The organism is Paenibacillus sp. p3-SID867, assembly GCF_025142895.1.
Taxonomy (GTDB): Bacteria; Bacillota; Bacilli; order Paenibacillales; family Paenibacillaceae; genus Paenibacillus_AQ.
Genome location: NZ_JAMBDM010000010.1, coordinates 258,224 through 272,696, shown reverse-complemented (window position 1 = coordinate 272,696; position 14,473 = coordinate 258,224). Strand labels below are relative to the sequence as shown.

At 49.0% G+C, this 14,473-nt stretch carries 14 protein-coding genes, 16 tRNA genes and 1 rRNA gene; 30 read left to right on the top strand and 1 reads right to left on the bottom strand.

Annotated features, from left to right (window positions below; all coding sequences use genetic code 11):
• From M4D81_RS21785 to M4D81_RS21655, 27 genes are all read left to right on the top strand, one after another.
• Window positions 1-98 (top strand): 23S ribosomal RNA (locus M4D81_RS21785); the annotation flags it as partial.
• 155 nt (window positions 99-253) lie between these two features.
• Window positions 254-329, top strand: a tRNA-Asn gene (locus tag M4D81_RS21780).
• Between the two features lie 5 nt (window positions 330-334).
• Window positions 335-426, top strand: a tRNA-Ser gene (locus M4D81_RS21775).
• A 16-nt stretch (window positions 427-442) separates the two neighbouring features.
• A tRNA-Glu gene (locus M4D81_RS21770) sits at window positions 443-517 on the top strand.
• A gap of 176 nt (window positions 518-693) precedes the next feature.
• Window positions 694-769, top strand: a tRNA-Val gene (locus M4D81_RS21765).
• Between the two features lie 20 nt (window positions 770-789).
• A tRNA-Met gene (locus M4D81_RS21760) sits at window positions 790-866 on the top strand.
• Window positions 867-896: 30 nt separating this feature from the next.
• Window positions 897-973: transfer RNA gene (locus M4D81_RS21755), tRNA-Asp, on the top strand.
• Between the two features lie 68 nt (window positions 974-1,041).
• Window positions 1,042-1,117, top strand: a tRNA-Phe gene (locus M4D81_RS21750).
• Window positions 1,118-1,139: 22 nt separating this feature from the next.
• A tRNA-Thr gene (locus tag M4D81_RS21745) sits at window positions 1,140-1,215 on the top strand.
• A gap of 4 nt (window positions 1,216-1,219) precedes the next feature.
• Window positions 1,220-1,304: transfer RNA gene (locus M4D81_RS21740), tRNA-Tyr, on the top strand.
• Between the two features lie 6 nt (window positions 1,305-1,310).
• Window positions 1,311-1,384: transfer RNA gene (locus M4D81_RS21735), tRNA-Trp, on the top strand.
• A gap of 24 nt (window positions 1,385-1,408) precedes the next feature.
• Window positions 1,409-1,484 (top strand) — tRNA-His (locus tag M4D81_RS21730).
• A 16-nt stretch (window positions 1,485-1,500) separates the two neighbouring features.
• Window positions 1,501-1,575 (top strand) — tRNA-Gln (locus tag M4D81_RS21725).
• Between the two features lie 15 nt (window positions 1,576-1,590).
• A tRNA-Gly gene (locus tag M4D81_RS21720) sits at window positions 1,591-1,665 on the top strand.
• Between the two features lie 11 nt (window positions 1,666-1,676).
• Window positions 1,677-1,750, top strand: a tRNA-Cys gene (locus M4D81_RS21715).
• A 12-nt stretch (window positions 1,751-1,762) separates the two neighbouring features.
• Window positions 1,763-1,839, top strand: a tRNA-Arg gene (locus tag M4D81_RS21710).
• A gap of 8 nt (window positions 1,840-1,847) precedes the next feature.
• Window positions 1,848-1,927: transfer RNA gene (locus M4D81_RS21705), tRNA-Leu, on the top strand.
• Between the two features lie 424 nt (window positions 1,928-2,351).
• The gene (locus M4D81_RS21700) at window positions 2,352-2,651 is read left to right on the top strand and encodes a LiaF transmembrane domain-containing protein (RefSeq protein ID WP_071222348.1); all 300 of its coding nucleotides are present in this window, start codon (window positions 2,352-2,354) and stop codon (window positions 2,649-2,651) included.
• A 68-nt stretch (window positions 2,652-2,719) separates the two neighbouring features.
• Window positions 2,720-3,397, top strand: coding sequence for a PspA/IM30 family protein (locus M4D81_RS21695; protein ID WP_071222349.1), 678 nt, complete (start codon window positions 2,720-2,722; stop codon window positions 3,395-3,397).
• A gap of 2 nt (window positions 3,398-3,399) precedes the next feature.
• Window positions 3,400-3,879, top strand: coding sequence for a PspC domain-containing protein (locus M4D81_RS21690; protein WP_260068023.1), 480 nt, complete (start codon window positions 3,400-3,402; stop codon window positions 3,877-3,879).
• Between the two features lies 1 nt (window position 3,880).
• Window positions 3,881-4,567, top strand: coding sequence for a PspA/IM30 family protein (locus tag M4D81_RS21685; RefSeq protein WP_071222351.1), 687 nt, complete (start codon window positions 3,881-3,883; stop codon window positions 4,565-4,567).
• A 169-nt stretch (window positions 4,568-4,736) separates the two neighbouring features.
• Entirely contained in the window at window positions 4,737-5,381 is a 645-nt protein-coding gene (liaF, locus tag M4D81_RS21680) for a cell wall-active antibiotics response protein LiaF (protein WP_260068022.1), read from the top strand.
• Window positions 5,382-5,422: 41 nt separating this feature from the next.
• Window positions 5,423-6,496: a sensor histidine kinase gene (locus M4D81_RS21675; protein ID WP_260068021.1), complete on the top strand. Its 1,074-nt coding sequence runs from the start codon at window positions 5,423-5,425 to the stop codon at window positions 6,494-6,496.
• The gene (locus tag M4D81_RS21670) at window positions 6,480-7,124 is read left to right on the top strand and encodes a response regulator (protein ID WP_006212655.1); all 645 of its coding nucleotides are present in this window, start codon (window positions 6,480-6,482) and stop codon (window positions 7,122-7,124) included. Before M4D81_RS21675 ends, M4D81_RS21670 begins: the two co-directional genes overlap by 17 nt.
• Before the next feature lie 308 nt (window positions 7,125-7,432).
• A complete protein-coding gene (locus M4D81_RS21665; protein ID WP_260068020.1) occupies window positions 7,433-8,281 on the top strand; it encodes a YwmB family TATA-box binding protein in 849 nt (282 codons plus the stop codon).
• A 137-nt stretch (window positions 8,282-8,418) separates the two neighbouring features.
• Window positions 8,419-9,966, top strand: coding sequence for a glucose-6-phosphate dehydrogenase (gene zwf / locus M4D81_RS21660; RefSeq protein WP_260068019.1), 1,548 nt, complete (start codon window positions 8,419-8,421; stop codon window positions 9,964-9,966).
• 121 nt (window positions 9,967-10,087) lie between these two features.
• Window positions 10,088-11,668 carry a peptide chain release factor 3 gene (locus tag M4D81_RS21655; RefSeq protein WP_071222356.1) on the top strand — a complete coding sequence of 527 codons (1,581 nt, stop codon included), beginning with the start codon at window positions 10,088-10,090 and terminating at the stop codon, window positions 11,666-11,668.
• Window positions 11,669-11,752: 84 nt separating this feature from the next.
• Here M4D81_RS21655 and sspI read toward each other — a convergent pair whose 3' ends face one another.
• The gene (gene sspI / locus M4D81_RS21650) at window positions 11,753-11,989 is read right to left on the bottom strand and encodes a small acid-soluble spore protein SspI (protein ID WP_071222357.1); all 237 of its coding nucleotides are present in this window, start codon (window positions 11,987-11,989) and stop codon (window positions 11,753-11,755) included.
• A 140-nt stretch (window positions 11,990-12,129) separates the two neighbouring features.
• Between sspI and M4D81_RS21645 the strand changes: the two genes are divergently transcribed.
• The 3 genes from M4D81_RS21645 (at window position 12,130) to M4D81_RS21635 (ending at window position 14,322) form a co-directional block, all read left to right on the top strand.
• Window positions 12,130-12,792, top strand: coding sequence for a potassium channel family protein (locus M4D81_RS21645; RefSeq protein ID WP_071222358.1), 663 nt, complete (start codon window positions 12,130-12,132; stop codon window positions 12,790-12,792).
• A 74-nt stretch (window positions 12,793-12,866) separates the two neighbouring features.
• On the top strand, window positions 12,867-13,664 hold the full coding sequence (locus tag M4D81_RS21640) for a TrmH family RNA methyltransferase (RefSeq protein WP_260068018.1): 798 nt from the start codon (window positions 12,867-12,869) through the stop codon (window positions 13,662-13,664).
• A gap of 232 nt (window positions 13,665-13,896) precedes the next feature.
• Window positions 13,897-14,322 carry a DUF1801 domain-containing protein gene (locus M4D81_RS21635; RefSeq protein ID WP_071222360.1) on the top strand — a complete coding sequence of 142 codons (426 nt, stop codon included), beginning with the start codon at window positions 13,897-13,899 and terminating at the stop codon, window positions 14,320-14,322.
• Window positions 14,323-14,473 lie beyond the last annotated feature (151 nt).

Genomic DNA, 14,473 nt, shown 5'->3' with positions numbered 1-14,473 from the left:
CGTAAGACCCCTTGAAGACGACGAGGTAGATAGGTTGGAGGTGGAAGTGCAGCAATGCATGGAGCTGACCAATACTAATCGGTCGAGGGCTTATCCAAATTACCCCAAAAAGTGAAGCGAAGCTTTGAAGCAACGCCGAATACTTTCCGGGGACCCCGATACCACATCGGGTGAATGCTACGAATTCTAATGTGCTGCAAAGATCGTTTCGTATCTAGTTTTCAGGTGATCAATCACTTGAATTGAATATTGTTCCCTGATAGCTCAGTTGGTAGAGCACTCGACTGTTAATCGAGTTGTCACAGGTTCGAGTCCTGTTCGGGGAGCCATTTATGGAGAGGTGTCCGAGTTGGCCGAAGGAGCACGATTGGAAATCGTGTAGGCGCCAAAAGCGTCTCGAGGGTTCGAATCCCTCTCTCTCCGCCACTATTATTTTAAGCAAGGCCCGTTGGTCAAGGGGTTAAGACACCTCCCTTTCACGGAGGTAACAGGGGTTCGAATCCCCTACGGGTCACCACTTTCTTAATTGCATCAGGGGATGAGAATCCCGTCGGTTCGTCGGAGGATAACTTCGTAAGCATTGACCTCGCAGTCTCGAACGAAGTGAGAGTATCCCCTACGGGTCACCACTTTCTTTAAAAAAACACTTGCTTCTTATATCAGATTTTGATATGATAAAAGTCGCTTTGTTACGGAGGCTTAGCTCAGCTGGGAGAGCATCTGCCTTACAAGCAGAGGGTCGGGGGTTCGATCCCCTCAGCCTCCACCATTTATACACCTTTATAATGACGCGGGGTGGAGCAGTTCGGTAGCTCGTCGGGCTCATAACCCGAAGGTCGTAGGTTCAAATCCTGCCCCCGCAACCAATTTATATCGCAATAGCGATAATGCCTCGTGGAACTGTGGTGTAGAGGCCTAACATGCCTGCCTGTCACGCAGGAGATCGCGGGTTCGAATCCCGTCAGTTCCGCCATTCTTTACAACTTTGGGATGAGATGAGTATCCGATATGGGTTCCGTCAAAGTTCGCGAAGAGCTTTAAGGCTCGGTAGCTCAGTCGGTAGAGCAGAGGACTGAAAATCCTCGTGTCGGCGGTTCGATTCCGTCCCGAGCCACCATGTACGTTTTATAACTTTATATGCCGGTGTAGCTCAATTGGTAGAGCAACTGACTTGTAATCAGTAGGTTGGGGGTTCAAGTCCTCTCGCCGGCACCATTCTGGAGGATTAGTGAAGTGGCTAAACACGGCAGACTGTAAATCTGCTCTCTTCGAGTTCGGTGGTTCGAATCCATCATCCTCCACCAGTTTTTAGGGGCATAGTTTAAAGGTAGAACAGCGGTCTCCAAAACCGTTAGTGTGGGTTCAATTCCTGCTGCCCCTGCCAATCGTATCACAGTGTTTCAATATGGCGGTCGTGGCGAAGTGGTTAACGCACCGGATTGTGGCTCCGGCACTCGGGGGTTCAATTCCCCTCGATCGCCCCATATTACAAAATCATATTGGGGATTAGCCAAGCGGTAAGGCAACGGACTTTGACTCCGTCATGCATAGGTTCGAATCCTATATCCCCAGCCATTGATTTTTATGTTTGCGGACGTGGCTCAGCGGTAGAGCATCGCCTTGCCAAGGCGAGGGTCGCGGGTTCGATTCCCGTCGTCCGCTCCATTTTTATTTCTGGCGCCATAGCCAAGTGGTAAGGCACAGCTCTGCAAAAGCTTTATCCCCAGTTCGAATCTGGGTGGCGCCTCCATTACAAACTTATGTGCCCTTAGCTCAGCTGGATAGAGCGTTTGACTACGAATCAAAAGGTCAGGAGTTCGAATCTCTTAGGGCACGCCATAATGTAAGCCGGTGTGGCGGAATTGGCAGACGCGCGCGACTCAAAATCGTGAGGGAAACCGTGGGGGTTCGAGTCCCTTCACCGGCATCATCCAAAAGGAATGTAGACGTTAAACGTCTGCATTCCTTTTTTCGTTGCATCTACATCGATTGCTTCTTCGTGATTTTAATTTTAGACTCCATTCTTCTTGTTACCTCTCCAGTAATCGCGAGGGCTTTTCTATCACCTTCGGAGCTTCCTCGAGCTACACTCCTTAAACTAAACTATCATTAGAAACCACATTCTTTATAGGTAAAACAAAGATTATCCAGATGAACTCATCTACACAGGCTAACCCATCGAATCATCGATCCAGTGCAGGGTTGGACGTAGGTCTGTAGAAGGCCCCGCCTTAGGTCTAGGTCCAAAAACCGTCCCCAGGCCGTTTTAGCCAAACTCGAAATTACCTAGAATAGAGTCATAAGGTTGAACAAAAGAAACAACGATCAAACAACAGAAAGGCGGTGTATAAATGAGAAATTCAAAAGGAAATGGAATGAGTATCCTGTTGATTGGTGTAGGGATCTTGGTTCTCCTTGGAGTATTCGGTCCTCTGCTTGGATGGTTGTTCAGTCTTCTAATTCCAATCCTGATGGTCGCTTTGGGATACTACGGGATCCGGAGAGGTAACACCTTGATGGGATGGGTTATTCTCGGTATCGGTGTGATCTGGTTGATGGGTAAACTGTCTTGGCTGATCGGTCCGATCTTTGGAATTATCTTGATCATCTACGGGTTGTCCCGATTGAAGAATGGTAGACCCCGTTATTGATAAAAACCACTACATTAAATAACATGCATGAACAACAGATCATGATAGATGAGGAGGGCTAAGCCAATATGAGTGTTTTCCGGCGGATAAGAGACATAACCGTAGCAACATTGAATGAAAAGCTCGAGCAGAGCCAGGATCCGGTTCGATTGATCGACCAGTTCCTACATTCAACCAGACAGGACATTGCTGAGGCTGAGAAGCTGCAGCAGCAATGCCAAGTACATTCTAGACAGCTGAAGCAGCAGGTGGATCAAGCCGAATCCATGCGATATAAACGCGAAGAGCAGGCACTGCTTGCACTGAAGGCCGGCGAAGAACATCTTGCCAAGCTGGCATTGCAGGAGAAATTGATCTATGAGGAAAAGATCGAGCAGTATCAAGGCCTGTTGTCCTCAAGCCTGGAGTCGCTAAAAGAAATCGAGGAGCAGCTCGGCGAACTGCGGATGGAATACCAGACGGTATACAGCAAGCGTCAATATTATGTTGCCCGAGTGGAAACCCTTCGTCTTCAGCAGAAAATGAATGAACGTACGGGATCCTACGGCGGCGGTCATGACGTACCGAAGATGTTCAATCGCCTCGAAGACCGTATCAGCGATTGGGAACTGGAAGCCAGAAGTCTTCGCGATTTACGCCGCATGGGGCAGGAATACATGGAACAGGCTGGTGAATCGGTCTCCACTGTATTAGAAAAAGAACTTGCCCGCCTGAAGCAAAAGCTGAATAACAGCGGAAAGGAGTAACCATGACTAGATTGTACCGTTCCACCCGAGACAAAATGTTCACAGGGTTGATCGGCGGTATATCCGATCATTTCGGAGTCGAATCTACCCTACTTAGAATCATATTTGTAGTCAGTATCTTTTTTACAGGCGGTACAACGCTGTTGATCTATCTGATTGCATCCCTTGTAGTACCTAAGGAGCCGTATTATCACGATCCGTATGGTCCACAGGGCAGACATGGCGGCGGATACCGTTACAACGATCATCCGGGCCCTGGACCAGGCTACAACAGCTATAATGATTCTTATGGACGTCAAGGCTATCCTAATGAGCATAGTAGCTTTGGTCCCAAATATGACCGTCCCAATGGTGCAAGAAACAACGCGTCAACGGATTCCGATCTGGATGCGATGATGAAGGATATTGAAAGAAAAGCAATGCAAAAAGAAATCGAAGAATTGAAGAAAAAACTTTCGAACTATGAGAAGGGAGATAAATAACATGGGAGTATTTAAAAGAATTAAGGATATGACGAAAGCATCGGTGAATGAACTGCTGGATAAAGTAGAGGATCCGATCGTAATGTTGAACCAGTACCTGCGCGACATGGAGGCAGAAATTCATGAAGCAGAGGTAACGGTTGCGAAGCAAATGGCTAATGAGCGTCGTATGAAGCAGCGCGTCGATGAGGCTGTGAAGATGGCGGCACAACGTGAAGCTCAAGCTGAATTGGCTCTGAAGAATGGTCAAGAAGAAGTGGCTCGCAAGCTGCTTGAAGAAAAAATCTATTTCGATCAAAAAGAAACCGAGTACGTGGAATTGCACCTGCAATCCGAGACTCAAGCAAAAGAACTTGTAGCTCAGCTGCATGAAATGAAAGACGAGTTCTACAAAATGCGCAACAAGCGCAATGAGCTTGTAGCCCGCGCTCAAATGGCTAAAGCGAAGAAGCAAATGTCTCAAGTGAGCAGCCTGCACACAATCGAAAGCGGTAGTGCTTCGATGGGCTTCCACCGCATGGAGGAAAAAATCATGCAAATGGAAGCAGAAGCTGATGTGCTTCGCGCCCCATACCGTCCTAACAATGCAGTATACACAAGCCCCGTGGACGCTGAGAAGCAATTGAAGGTGGATGAGCAGCTGCAAGCTTTGAAAAACAAAATGGGGAATTCTTCGAAGTCCGAGTAATTCCTTAGCAAGTCAGCAAAATAAGATTAAACCGTATTCGAACACCATGTTCATATGATATGCTATACGAATGAGATTGTCGTATAGTACAGGCAAAGCCATACAGTGGGGAACGTCTCACTGATATGGCTTTTCCGAGCTTATATCTTGGTCATCAAGGAGGTGCGACATGGACAGAAACCGCTGGATAGCAGTTGGTTTAATCAGCTTGGGTTTTATTATGCTTTTCGGCCGGTGGTTTGGTTTCTTCACCATTGTCGCCCTGTTACTCATGTTTGCTGGTGTCCTTCAGATCAAACATGGACATGTGAAGAAGGGATACATTCTGCTCGGAGTAGGTGCCGTACTGCTGCTGCTGGAGCATCTCATGTTGATTATCGGCATCAGCTTGATATCGCTAGGTTTTTTTTATGGCAAGTCCAAACGAGCTCATACCACGACGAAGTACATTCAGAAGCAGAACTTTATGTCCAACTTTGATTGGGACCGGGCTCCGTGGGTGATGCGCAGTCTGAGTGTGTGGCATGTGCTGGGAGAGGCGGATGTGGATCTGTCCCTGGCCCTTCCGGAGGAACGCCAAACGGTCCTGATGTTCCATGGAATGCTGGGGGATATTGATCTGATGATCCCGGACTATTATGGGGTGGAGATCGAAGCATCCATCCTGTTTGGCTCCATTCATATGGACGACCGGAAGGAAACCGGCATATTAAACCGCGTGCGGTATAAATCACCCAATTATGAGACCAGTGAATATAAAGTGAAATTTATTGTTTCTTATTTAGGCGGAGATTTGAATATAAGAATGACATAATAAACGTAAGTTTTGTGTAAACCATTCAGGAGGGTTGCCCCGTGGAAACGGAAAAGAAAGCAAATATGATTACCCGAAGTATGCGTGAGGGGACCCTTCTGGGATTGGTTGTCATGCTCGTTGTCCTATATTTACTATATACATATGGTTATCTTCAACCGTTTGAGACGTGGAAGAACCGGATCGAAGCCGGCATTACGATCGTATTGCTGCCGATTGGGCTGGGAGCGATCTATGGCTTCTTCCAGGGATACCGGGTAAAACGACGGGTCGATCTTGTGAGGGAAACGCTGGTGAACTGGGAAAAAGGCAGCCTTACGGACGTCATGCCGGACATCGGCGAAGACGAAGTGGGCCGGCTTGGAGAACAGCTGGTGAAGATCAGCAAACGCTGGGAGGATCAGGTGTCTTCCTTGCAGCGGTTATCTACGAACAATGCCCAGCTTGCCGAGCAGGCCAGGGTTACGGCGATTGTGGAAGAGAGGCAGCGTCTGGCGCGCGAGCTCCATGATGCGGTTTCTCAGCAGCTGTTTGCCATCTCGATGACGGCAACCGCTGTGGGCAGAACGCTGGATAAGGATTTTGACAAAGCGCAGCGCCAGGTGGCTCTGATCGAGGAAATGTCGGCTGTGGCCCAGTCCGAGATGAGGGCGCTTCTTCTTCATCTGCGGCCGGTTTATCTCGAAGGAAAGGCACTTGAGCAGGGGCTGCGTGAACTGATTAAGGAACTGCGAATCAAAGTACCTATGGAAATTACGTTTGAAATGGACGATGACATACATTTGCTTAAAGGGATCGAAAATCATCTGTTCCGGATTATCCAGGAGGCCATGTCGAACACCCTCAGACACGCGAAAGCGGAGAAAATGGATATCCGTATTCACCGCAGGCAGAACACCGTTCGGGTGATGCTGCGGGACGATGGGATCGGATTTGAATTGGATGACAAGAAACAGACTTCCTACGGTCTATCGACGATGCAGGAACGGGTGACGGAGATCGGGGGCTCGGTACAATTCATAACAGCACCGGGTAAAGGGACTCGAATTGAGATCGTTGTGCCACTCATAAACGAAGAACGCAAACGGGGGGATGTAGATGGAAACGCCGATTAAGGTGCTGCTGGTGGATGATCATGAGATGGTCCGGATCGGTTTAGCGGCTGTGCTTGGTACTGAGGACGGCATTGAGGTCGTTGGTGAAGCGGGCAGCGGCGAGGAAGGGATACGCTTAGCGCAGGAATATCATCCTGATGTGGTGCTGATGGATTTGGTGATGGACGGAATGGATGGAATCGAGACGACGCGCCAATTGATGAATCAGTTTCCAAATCTTAAGGTCATTGTACTGACCAGCTATCTGGACGATGAGAAGATGTATCCGGTTATTGAAGCAGGTGCGTTCAGTTATTTATTGAAGACATCCCGTGCTTCTGAAGTAGCTGATGCTATACGTGCTGCCGCACGCGGGCAGTCGGTGCTGGAGTCGCAGGTTGCCTCCAAGATGATGAATCGATTCCGGCATCCGCAAAATGAAGCTCCGGCGCATAACGACCTTACGGACCGGGAAATGGAAGTGCTGCGACTGGTGGCGCAAGGCAAGTCGAATCAGGATATTGCTGATGATTTGATTATAGGCATCAAAACCGTGAAGTTTCATGTAACGAATATTTTAGGCAAGCTGGGGGTAGAGGATCGAACCCAGGCTGCCATCTACGCTTATAAAAATGGGCTGGCTGAGTAAAGAATGCCGGCCCTTTTTTATGCGATGGTCGTGACATAAACATATCCAAGATGCTCTGAGGTTGTTGAGCGTAGTACGAAAGCAGATCCATGATGCGATGCGTGAGTTATAAACATATCCATGTAAACAATGAGAGAGAGACGTAAAGACTCCCGGATCGGGAGCTTTTTTTATTTATTGACAGGAAAGAAGAAATCTCTACATACAGCCCGATGGAGGATCTTTTTAAAAAGCGAGGTATAAATCCGTGGTGCCAAGGCCATCCTTTTACTAGATTGATAGATTCGGACGGGGAGGCGTGACTGATCATGCGGAAGATGCGTTTACAGATCATTGTGATGATGCTGTTGCTGTGCGGGGCAGCAGGTATGATGGCGGGTTTTGCGGGAACAGCGGACAGCAATCGAAACGAATCCGCTCCGTATGCAGGAGAAGCGTCAGCTTCAGCTTTGCGCGGAACGGAAGAATCAAGTGTCAATGGAATAACTAGAGCCGGGGAAGCAGCAGAAAGCGATCTAACGCTTCTGGCGGCGCTTGGGCAAGAACATATGGAGCCTTCGGCAATACTCACGGTAAAAATTCAAGGTGAAATGATAAATTCCATACCCAAGGATCAAGCTAAGACAACAGCTGAGCAGCTGGCTCGTACAATGGGGCTCTCCGGGATTACAACGTCCCAGCTTCAGGGAAATGAAGTATTCCAAGCAGAAGGCGTGCTCTCCGGTGTATCGGTGCATCTGGACTGGGCTTTCACGACGGAGGGTCATAGTTATGTCAGAGCCATGCTTGTAGGAGACGCAGCAGGACAGTCCCGGGATATGATGACCCTACAGCAGCAGATTCAAGAGATGATGAAGCAAGCAGGCATACCGAACTCCTGGAATGCGTCCATTCAAGGATATGCATCGGAGACGGCTAGCGTTGATGGAACGATGGCTCAGGTAGAAGGGGCTGTAGCCCAAAAACTCTCGCTTCGCCCCGTTGAGGATTATGCAGATGACACAACACAAAGCCGTTCATATGAGGTTCCTTCACTGGGTGCTTTTGTGATGAGTGGCGACACGCCGATTCATATGCAGATCGCGGTGCATGAAGATTCGATGAAGAAAAGTAGTAGAATAACGATCGGATTTCCCGTCATTACAATAGAATATTGAAAATGATTTCTGAAACTCGGATGAAAAAATGCGGAATGAGATAGCATACTTGAAATGAATATGCTAAAATGTCATCACATCGAGTTAAGTGCCGATGCATAAAAATACACTATAATTCATAGAAAGAATGAGGAGCCATGGCTGAAAATCAAAATCTAGATACAATGAAGACACCGGGAGCTGTATTTTTCATCTTTGGAGCGACTGGTGATTTGGCAAGACGTAAGTTGTTTCCGGCGATCTACAGTCTTTATCGTGAAGGAAAACTGGATGAGGATTTTGCGGTAATCGGCGTGGCGCGGCGTCCGCGCACCCAGGAAGAGTTTCGGGAGGACGTGTATCGTTCAATTCAGGAATTCTGCCGATATAGTTCGGAACAGGATAGTGAATGGAATGCATTTGCACAACATTTTGAATATAAATCTTTAGATATTAACAATATTGACGGTTTCCGTGAGCTTCGCGAACAAACGGAGCAATTGGAAACAAAATTTAATATACCGGGCAACCGCTTGTTCTATCTGGCGCTTGCACCGGAATTGTTCGGCAGCGTATCGTTTAACCTGATGAAGGGCGGTATGCTCGACGGAGAAGGCTGGAACCGTCTTGTGATCGAGAAGCCGTTCGGCTACGATCTCGAGTCGGCTGCCAAGCTGAACGAAGAGATCCGTAAAGTGTTCAAGGAAGAAGAGATTTACCGGATTGACCATTATCTCGGTAAAGAAATGGTACAGAACATCGAAGTTATACGTTTTGCGAATGCTTTCTTCGAGCCGCTGTGGAACAACAAGCATATCGCCAACATCCAAATCACGCTTGGTGAAACGGTTGGTGTCGAGGAGCGCGGCGGGTACTATGATCATGCCGGCGCTCTAAGGGATATGGGCCAAAACCATATGCTGCAGCTGCTGACCATGATTGCGATGGAGCCGCCTAGCCGACTGCTTGCAGAGGATATCCGCGATGAGAAGGTCAAGGTCCTTCGCTCCTTGCGTCCGTATGCCACTCATGAAGAAGTGAAGAACAACGTGGTTCGCGGCCAATATACGAGCGGTTCCGCGGGCGGCAAAGATCTGCCGGCATACCGTGAAGAGGACAAAGTGAATCCGGAATCCAATACGGAAACCTATTTTGCCGCCAGAGTCTTCGTGGATAACTTCCGCTGGGCTGGCGTACCGTTCTATATCCGTACGGGCAAACGCCTCCCGGTTAAGACAACCGAGGTGGTTGTCGAGTTCAAACGGATGCCAACCAACGTATACCTAGGCCAAAAGCATTCCCTGGAGCCTAACCTGCTCGTTATTCGCGTCAATCCGATGGAAGGCATTTATGTGAAGATTAATGCGAAGAAGCCGGGATCTGAATCCGAGATCGCTCCTGTAGCGATGGACTTCTGCCAAAGCTGCATCGTGGGCATTAACTCTCCTGAGGCGTATGAGCGTCTGCTGCATGACGCTGCTCGTGGAGACTCCACCTACTTTACGCGCTGGGATGAAGTGGCTTCGGCATGGTCCTTCGTGGATCGTATCGCCAGCGCATGGAGAGAGAACCAGGGCGAGCTGGAATCGTATCCTGCTGGATCGTGGGGACCTGACAAAGCGGATGAGCTGTTGAAGGAAGACGGATTCCACTGGTGGCCGGTAAACGGTCAGCTTGAGGATAATGTGGTGTGGTTGAAAAACTAAGATCATTTTCTAAAATTTACGTGTTAAAAATCATCCTCATGCGCAGGGCGCATGGGGATGATTTGCGTATAAATTGTGGTACAATGATATACATGACTTTAGTTACGAAGGGATAAGTGAAATGGCAAAGCAAATAGATGAACTGCAGCAGGAAGTGGATAAGCGCCGCACGTTTGCGATTATTTCCCACCCTGACGCCGGTAAAACAACACTGACCGAGAAGCTGCTCTTGTTTGGGGGCGCCATTCGTCTGGCTGGATCGGTTAAAGCTCGTAAAGCGAGCAAGCATGCAACGAGTGACTGGATGGAGATCGAGAAGCAGCGTGGAATCTCGGTTACCTCGTCTGTTATGCAATTTGATTATTTAGGGCATCGGATTAATATATTGGATACGCCGGGTCACCAAGACTTCAGTGAGGATACCTATCGTACGCTGACCGCCGCTGACAGCGCCGTCATGTTGATTGACGTAGCCAAAGGGGTCGAGGCCCAGACCATCAAGCTGTTTCAGGTTTGTGCGAAGCGGGGCATTCCGATCTTTACCTTTATCAACAAACTCGACCGCGAAGGGCGCAGCCCGTTTGATCTGATGGAGGAGCTTGAGCAGGTTCTCGGCATCCGCTCCGTACCGATGAATTGGCCGATCGGCTCCGGGCGTGACCTGTGCGGCGTGTACGACCGGGTTAAAAATCAGGTTGAATTGTTCCAGGGCGACGACCATTCCACGATTAAGGTACAAAAGGTCGAAGGCTATGAGGATCCAATCATTCGCGAGATGGCAGGCGATTACCTGCATGATCAGTTATGTCAAGACCTCGAGCTGCTGGATGTTGCCGGAGACCAATTTGATCTGGAAAAAGTTATGCAGGGTCAGCTAACGCCTGTATTCTTCGGCAGTGCGATCAACAATTTCGGCGTCCAGACCTTCCTGGAGAACTTTCTTCAGCTTGCGCCGAAGCCGGAGCCGCGCCGCAGTACGGAGGGTGTGGTGGAACCCACAGATGAGAAGTTCTCCGGATACGTATTTAAGATTCAAGCCAATATGAATCCGGCTCACCGGGATCGTATCGCTTTCCTGCGAATCGTATCGGGCAAGTTCGAACGCGGTATGAGCGTGAAGCATGTTCGGGTAGGCAAGGAAATTAAGCTGGCGCAGCCGCAGCAATTTTTGGCGCAGGATCGAGATATTGTGCAGGAGGCATACCCTGGCGATATTATCGGTCTGTTTGACCCGGGCATTTTCCGGATTGGGGACTCACTCAGTCAAGGTCGTGAAGTTGTATTCGACGAGCTTCCAACGTTCTCACCGGAAATTTTTGCGAAAGTAACGGTGAAGAATGCGTTGAAGCATAAGCAATATCAGAAGGGGATTGATCAGCTGACGGAAGAGGGCACCATTCAGGTATTCCGCACCGTGAGTTTTGACGAGACCATTCTCGGGGTTGTCGGACAGCTCCAGTTCGAAGTCTTCGAGTACCGGATGAAGGGAGAATACGGCGTTGATGTCCAGCTTCAACGCATGCCGTATCAGTTCGCCCGCTGGATCGTGGACGACAATATTGATCCGTCCAAGTTCCGGATAAACTCAACGCTGGTCAAAGACAAGAAGGATAACTATGTTGTCTTGTTCGAAAATGAGTATGCGATGAGAACCGCCATCGACAAGAATCCAACCGCCCAGTTTCTTGAGACCGCTCCGTAAGCGATGTTATAAATATGCAGCAAAAAGGAACAATCCCCCAGCGTTCACAGCTTAGGGGATTGTTCCTTTTTGTTGACCATGGGATTATCCTTGAAGGTTGCCGGGCGTAACGGTTTTCAGATGATCATGGAGGGAAGAGACAAGGCTGTTCTGCTGGGTAGCATCCATGTCTTTCCACATCATTTCAAACATTACACCGAGTCCCGGCAGGGCAGCTTCAGGCCCGTCAACGGAACCCTCGATCATGGAGCGCAGCTCTTCTTCGTCCTGATTGTGGACTTTATGAATGACGGCCTGCCTTAGATCTAACAATATGGACATGGACATGTTCCTCCTTGTTATGAAAGGGTCATTGTGTAATGTGCCCGTTCCGGGGCAGTTACATTCAAGTATTCGGGACAGTATGATATACTATTATCATTATGATTATGGATGACCTAGGCTCGTGGGGGGATATATAAATGGCTAAGAAGCAGTACGCAGTAATCGGTATGGGGCGTTTTGGCACGAGTGTTGCTAAGGAATTGAGCAGCATGGGATTTGATGTATTAGCCGTAGACGCGAGCGAACAGCGCATTCAGGAAATCGCGAGTATGGTCACGCATGCCGTATCGGCGGATTCGACCGATGAAGATGCGCTTCGGGCGCTGGGCATACGGAATTTTGATGTGGTTGTCGTGGCGATCGGGGAGGATATTCAATCCAGCATTTTGACTACGCTGATCTTGAAGGATCTTGGCGTACCGGCCATTATCGTGAAAGCGAAGAATGAGCTGCACGGAAAAGTGCTGAACAAAATCGGTGCGGACAAGGTGATTTTCCCTGAACGGGATATGGGGCTGCGGGTTGCCCATCATCTGGTGTCACCGAATATTTTGGATTATATCGATTTGTCGGACGACTACAGCATTATGGAGATGCTTGCTACAGGAGATCTGGTCGGTCACAATCTGATAGAGCTGGATATTCGGGCACGATTCGGCTGCAATGTCATGGCGATTCGAAGAGATGCGGATATGAACATTTCTCCAAGTCCGGATGACCGGATTGAGGAAGGCGATATTCTCATTATTGTGGGGCACAAGAATAACTTAACGAAGATGGAGCTTGCTTATCCGAAGTAAGCTGTCCGCAAGCGGGTATGCTGGGTTGAGTGGGACTCGGTTTTATATATAAGTAAAGAACGGATGGATTAACCATGGAGATACTATCGCCGCAGAATGCCAGAGTGAAGGGCTGGGCACAGCTTCAGGAGAAAAAACATCGAGACAAGCAGAACAAGTATGTGGTGGAAGGCATTCATCTCGTACAGGAAGCTCTGTCATCCAGAGTGGACATCGAGTGTGTTGCGTATGATGTGGAGAAGGGCATTCCCCAGGAACTTCGTCATATATCGGATACAGGACAAGGTGCTGAATGGATTGGCGTATCCCATGCCGTCATCTCGAAGGTCAGTGATACGCCGTCACCGCAGCAGGTGTTTGCCGTGGTCTGCAAAGAAGCACGTCAATGGCAGGACCTGATCCTGCGCGAGAACGGATTGGTCATCGTTCTGGACGGTCTTCAGGACCCGGGGAATGTAGGAACCATCATACGAAGCGCAGATGCCGTAGGGGCTGCTGGCGTGGTTCTGGGACGCGGCTGCGCGGATTTGTACAACCCCAAGACGCTGCGCTCTACCATGGGATCCCTGTTTCACCTACCGGTGCTCGAAGGCGATTTGCTAAGCATTTTGCCGGAAGCCAGGGAACGGGGGGCCCGATTGGTTACAACCCTGCTGGAAGGGAAACATTCCTGCTTCGAGTATGATTTCAAAGGGACAAGCTGGATCGTGATTGGGAGCGAAGGGCGCGGTGTCTCACCTGAGGTTGCGGAACTCGTGGACGATGCGATCCGTATTCCCATGCCCGGGAAAGCCGAATCGTTGAACGCGGCTATGGCAGCGTCGGTGCTGATGTACGAGGCTTTACGGCAAAGAGAATATGCAGGACAATAAAGACCGGAGCGGCTCCTCGACGAAGCTGGAAGTGATTAGAAATCAATGGCTAATCATCTCCGGCTTTTTTTTATTTAAGAGATAAGTAAGCATTAGAGGTTTACCTCCTTATATCGCAAGGAAGCTTCCTCTAAATACGGTCTGTTTTCTAACAAGAACGTCGATGACGTTTTTCTTATTTTTGATAAGGCTGGTCATAATAACAGGAGTACTCGAAAGGAGTTAAACCCCAATGTACGAGCAAAAAACAAAAGAAACGGATCACAGCGTGGTGGAGTTTATAGAGCAAGTGGATTCGCCAAAAAAACGGGAGGATGCTTATCGTTTGCTGGAGATTTTTGAGGAGACGAGCGGTTTTCCGGCCAAGATGTGGGGCCCTAGCATCATCGGTTTCGGCTCCTATCATTACCGCTACGCTACCGGGCACGAAGGCGATGCACCGTTGGTAGGTTTCTCGCCGCGCAAGGCGAAGATCAGCCTGTATTTTGCGCCGGGCGATGAGAAGCGGGAGGAGCTGTTGCCGAGTTTCGGTAAACATACGGCCGGGAAAGGCTGCGTGTATATTAATAAAGTGGCGGATATTGATGTGGACGTCTTAAAGCAGCTGATTTGCGAATCGATTGCCTTCTTGAACAAGACCTACCCGGCTCAGTCCTAGCGAGCTCTAGGCATGAGAAGCCGGCAAGATGCCTGGTTTACAAGGCTTTATGGGAGGCTGGACAATAGGATGTGCTGATTGGGTACAGGTGAATATTGCTATTTGACGTAAAACCGTTTGGTGTCCTATAATGCAATAAGGGAAACCAAAT

Bases quoted from the DNA above. Each gene is read 5' to 3' on its own strand.
- M4D81_RS21700 (WP_071222348.1), top strand. From the start codon at position 2,352: ATGAGAAATTCAAAAGGAAATGGAATGAGTATCCTGTTGATTGGTGTA.
- M4D81_RS21695 (WP_071222349.1), top strand. From the start codon at position 2,720: ATGAGTGTTTTCCGGCGGATAAGAGACATAACCGTAGCAACATTGAAT.
- M4D81_RS21690 (WP_260068023.1), top strand. From the start codon at position 3,400: ATGACTAGATTGTACCGTTCCACCCGAGACAAAATGTTCACAGGGTTG.
- M4D81_RS21685 (WP_071222351.1), top strand. From the start codon at position 3,881: ATGGGAGTATTTAAAAGAATTAAGGATATGACGAAAGCATCGGTGAAT.
- liaF (WP_260068022.1), top strand. From the start codon at position 4,737: ATGGACAGAAACCGCTGGATAGCAGTTGGTTTAATCAGCTTGGGTTTT.
- M4D81_RS21670 (WP_006212655.1), top strand. From the start codon at position 6,480: ATGGAAACGCCGATTAAGGTGCTGCTGGTGGATGATCATGAGATGGTC.
- M4D81_RS21665 (WP_260068020.1), top strand. From the start codon at position 7,433: ATGCGGAAGATGCGTTTACAGATCATTGTGATGATGCTGTTGCTGTGC.
- zwf (WP_260068019.1), top strand. From the start codon at position 8,419: ATGGCTGAAAATCAAAATCTAGATACAATGAAGACACCGGGAGCTGTA.
- M4D81_RS21655 (WP_071222356.1), top strand. From the start codon at position 10,088: ATGGCAAAGCAAATAGATGAACTGCAGCAGGAAGTGGATAAGCGCCGC.
- sspI (WP_071222357.1), bottom strand. From the start codon at position 11,989: ATGTCCATATTGTTAGATCTAAGGCAGGCCGTCATTCATAAAGTCCAC.
- M4D81_RS21645 (WP_071222358.1), top strand. From the start codon at position 12,130: ATGGCTAAGAAGCAGTACGCAGTAATCGGTATGGGGCGTTTTGGCACG.
- M4D81_RS21640 (WP_260068018.1), top strand. From the start codon at position 12,867: ATGGAGATACTATCGCCGCAGAATGCCAGAGTGAAGGGCTGGGCACAG.
- M4D81_RS21635 (WP_071222360.1), top strand. From the start codon at position 13,897: ATGTACGAGCAAAAAACAAAAGAAACGGATCACAGCGTGGTGGAGTTT.